Annotated in this window: 1 protein-coding gene and 1 pseudogene; one reads left to right on the forward strand and one right to left on the reverse strand. The window is 50.5% G+C overall.

The window, feature by feature from the left end:
- On the reverse strand, positions 1–166 hold a 166-nt coding region (rsaL, locus tag C1638_RS22665), incomplete at its 3' end, for a quorum-sensing transcriptional regulator RsaL (RefSeq protein WP_109624086.1).
- A 131-nt stretch (positions 167–297) separates the two neighbouring features.
- Between rsaL and lasI the strand changes: the two are divergent.
- Positions 298–572 (forward strand): annotated as a pseudogene (gene lasI, locus C1638_RS22055) (acyl-homoserine-lactone synthase LasI); the annotation flags it as partial.

Genomic DNA, 572 nt, shown 5'->3' on the forward strand with positions numbered 1-572 from the left:
GGTATATAGGGAAGGGCAGGTTCTCGCCATTCTCGAAACGACTGCCGCAGGATTGGCTTATCCCGAAGCGGCTCCAGAAAGTTTCCTGGCTTTCCCGTCGGGCGGTGCGGGTGGCCTTTGCCCGGAAGGCCATGTTTTGGGGCTGTGTTCTCTCGTGTGAAGCCATTGCTCTGATCTTTTCGGACGTTTCTTAGAGCCTAGCAAGGGTCCGGGTTCACCGAAATCTATCTCATTTGCTAGTTATAAAATTCTGAAATTTGCATAAATTCTTCAGCTTCCTATTTGGAGGAAGTGAAGATGATCGTACAAAGTGGTCGGCGCGAAGAGTTCGATAAAAAACTGCTGGGCGAGATGCACAAGTTGCGTGCTCAAGTGTTCAAGGAGCGCAAAGGCTGGGACGTTAGTGTCATCGACGAGATGGAAATCGATGGTTATGACGCACTCAGTCCTTATTACATGTTGATCCAGGAAGATACTCCTGAAGCCCAGGTTTTCGGTTGCTGGCGAATTCTCGATACCACTGGCCCCTACATGCTGAAGAACACCTTCCCGGAGCTTCTGCACGGCAAGGA

The sequence above is a fragment of the Chryseobacterium oncorhynchi genome (assembly GCF_002899895.1).
Lineage (GTDB): Bacteria > Bacteroidota > Bacteroidia > Flavobacteriales > Weeksellaceae > Chryseobacterium > Chryseobacterium oncorhynchi.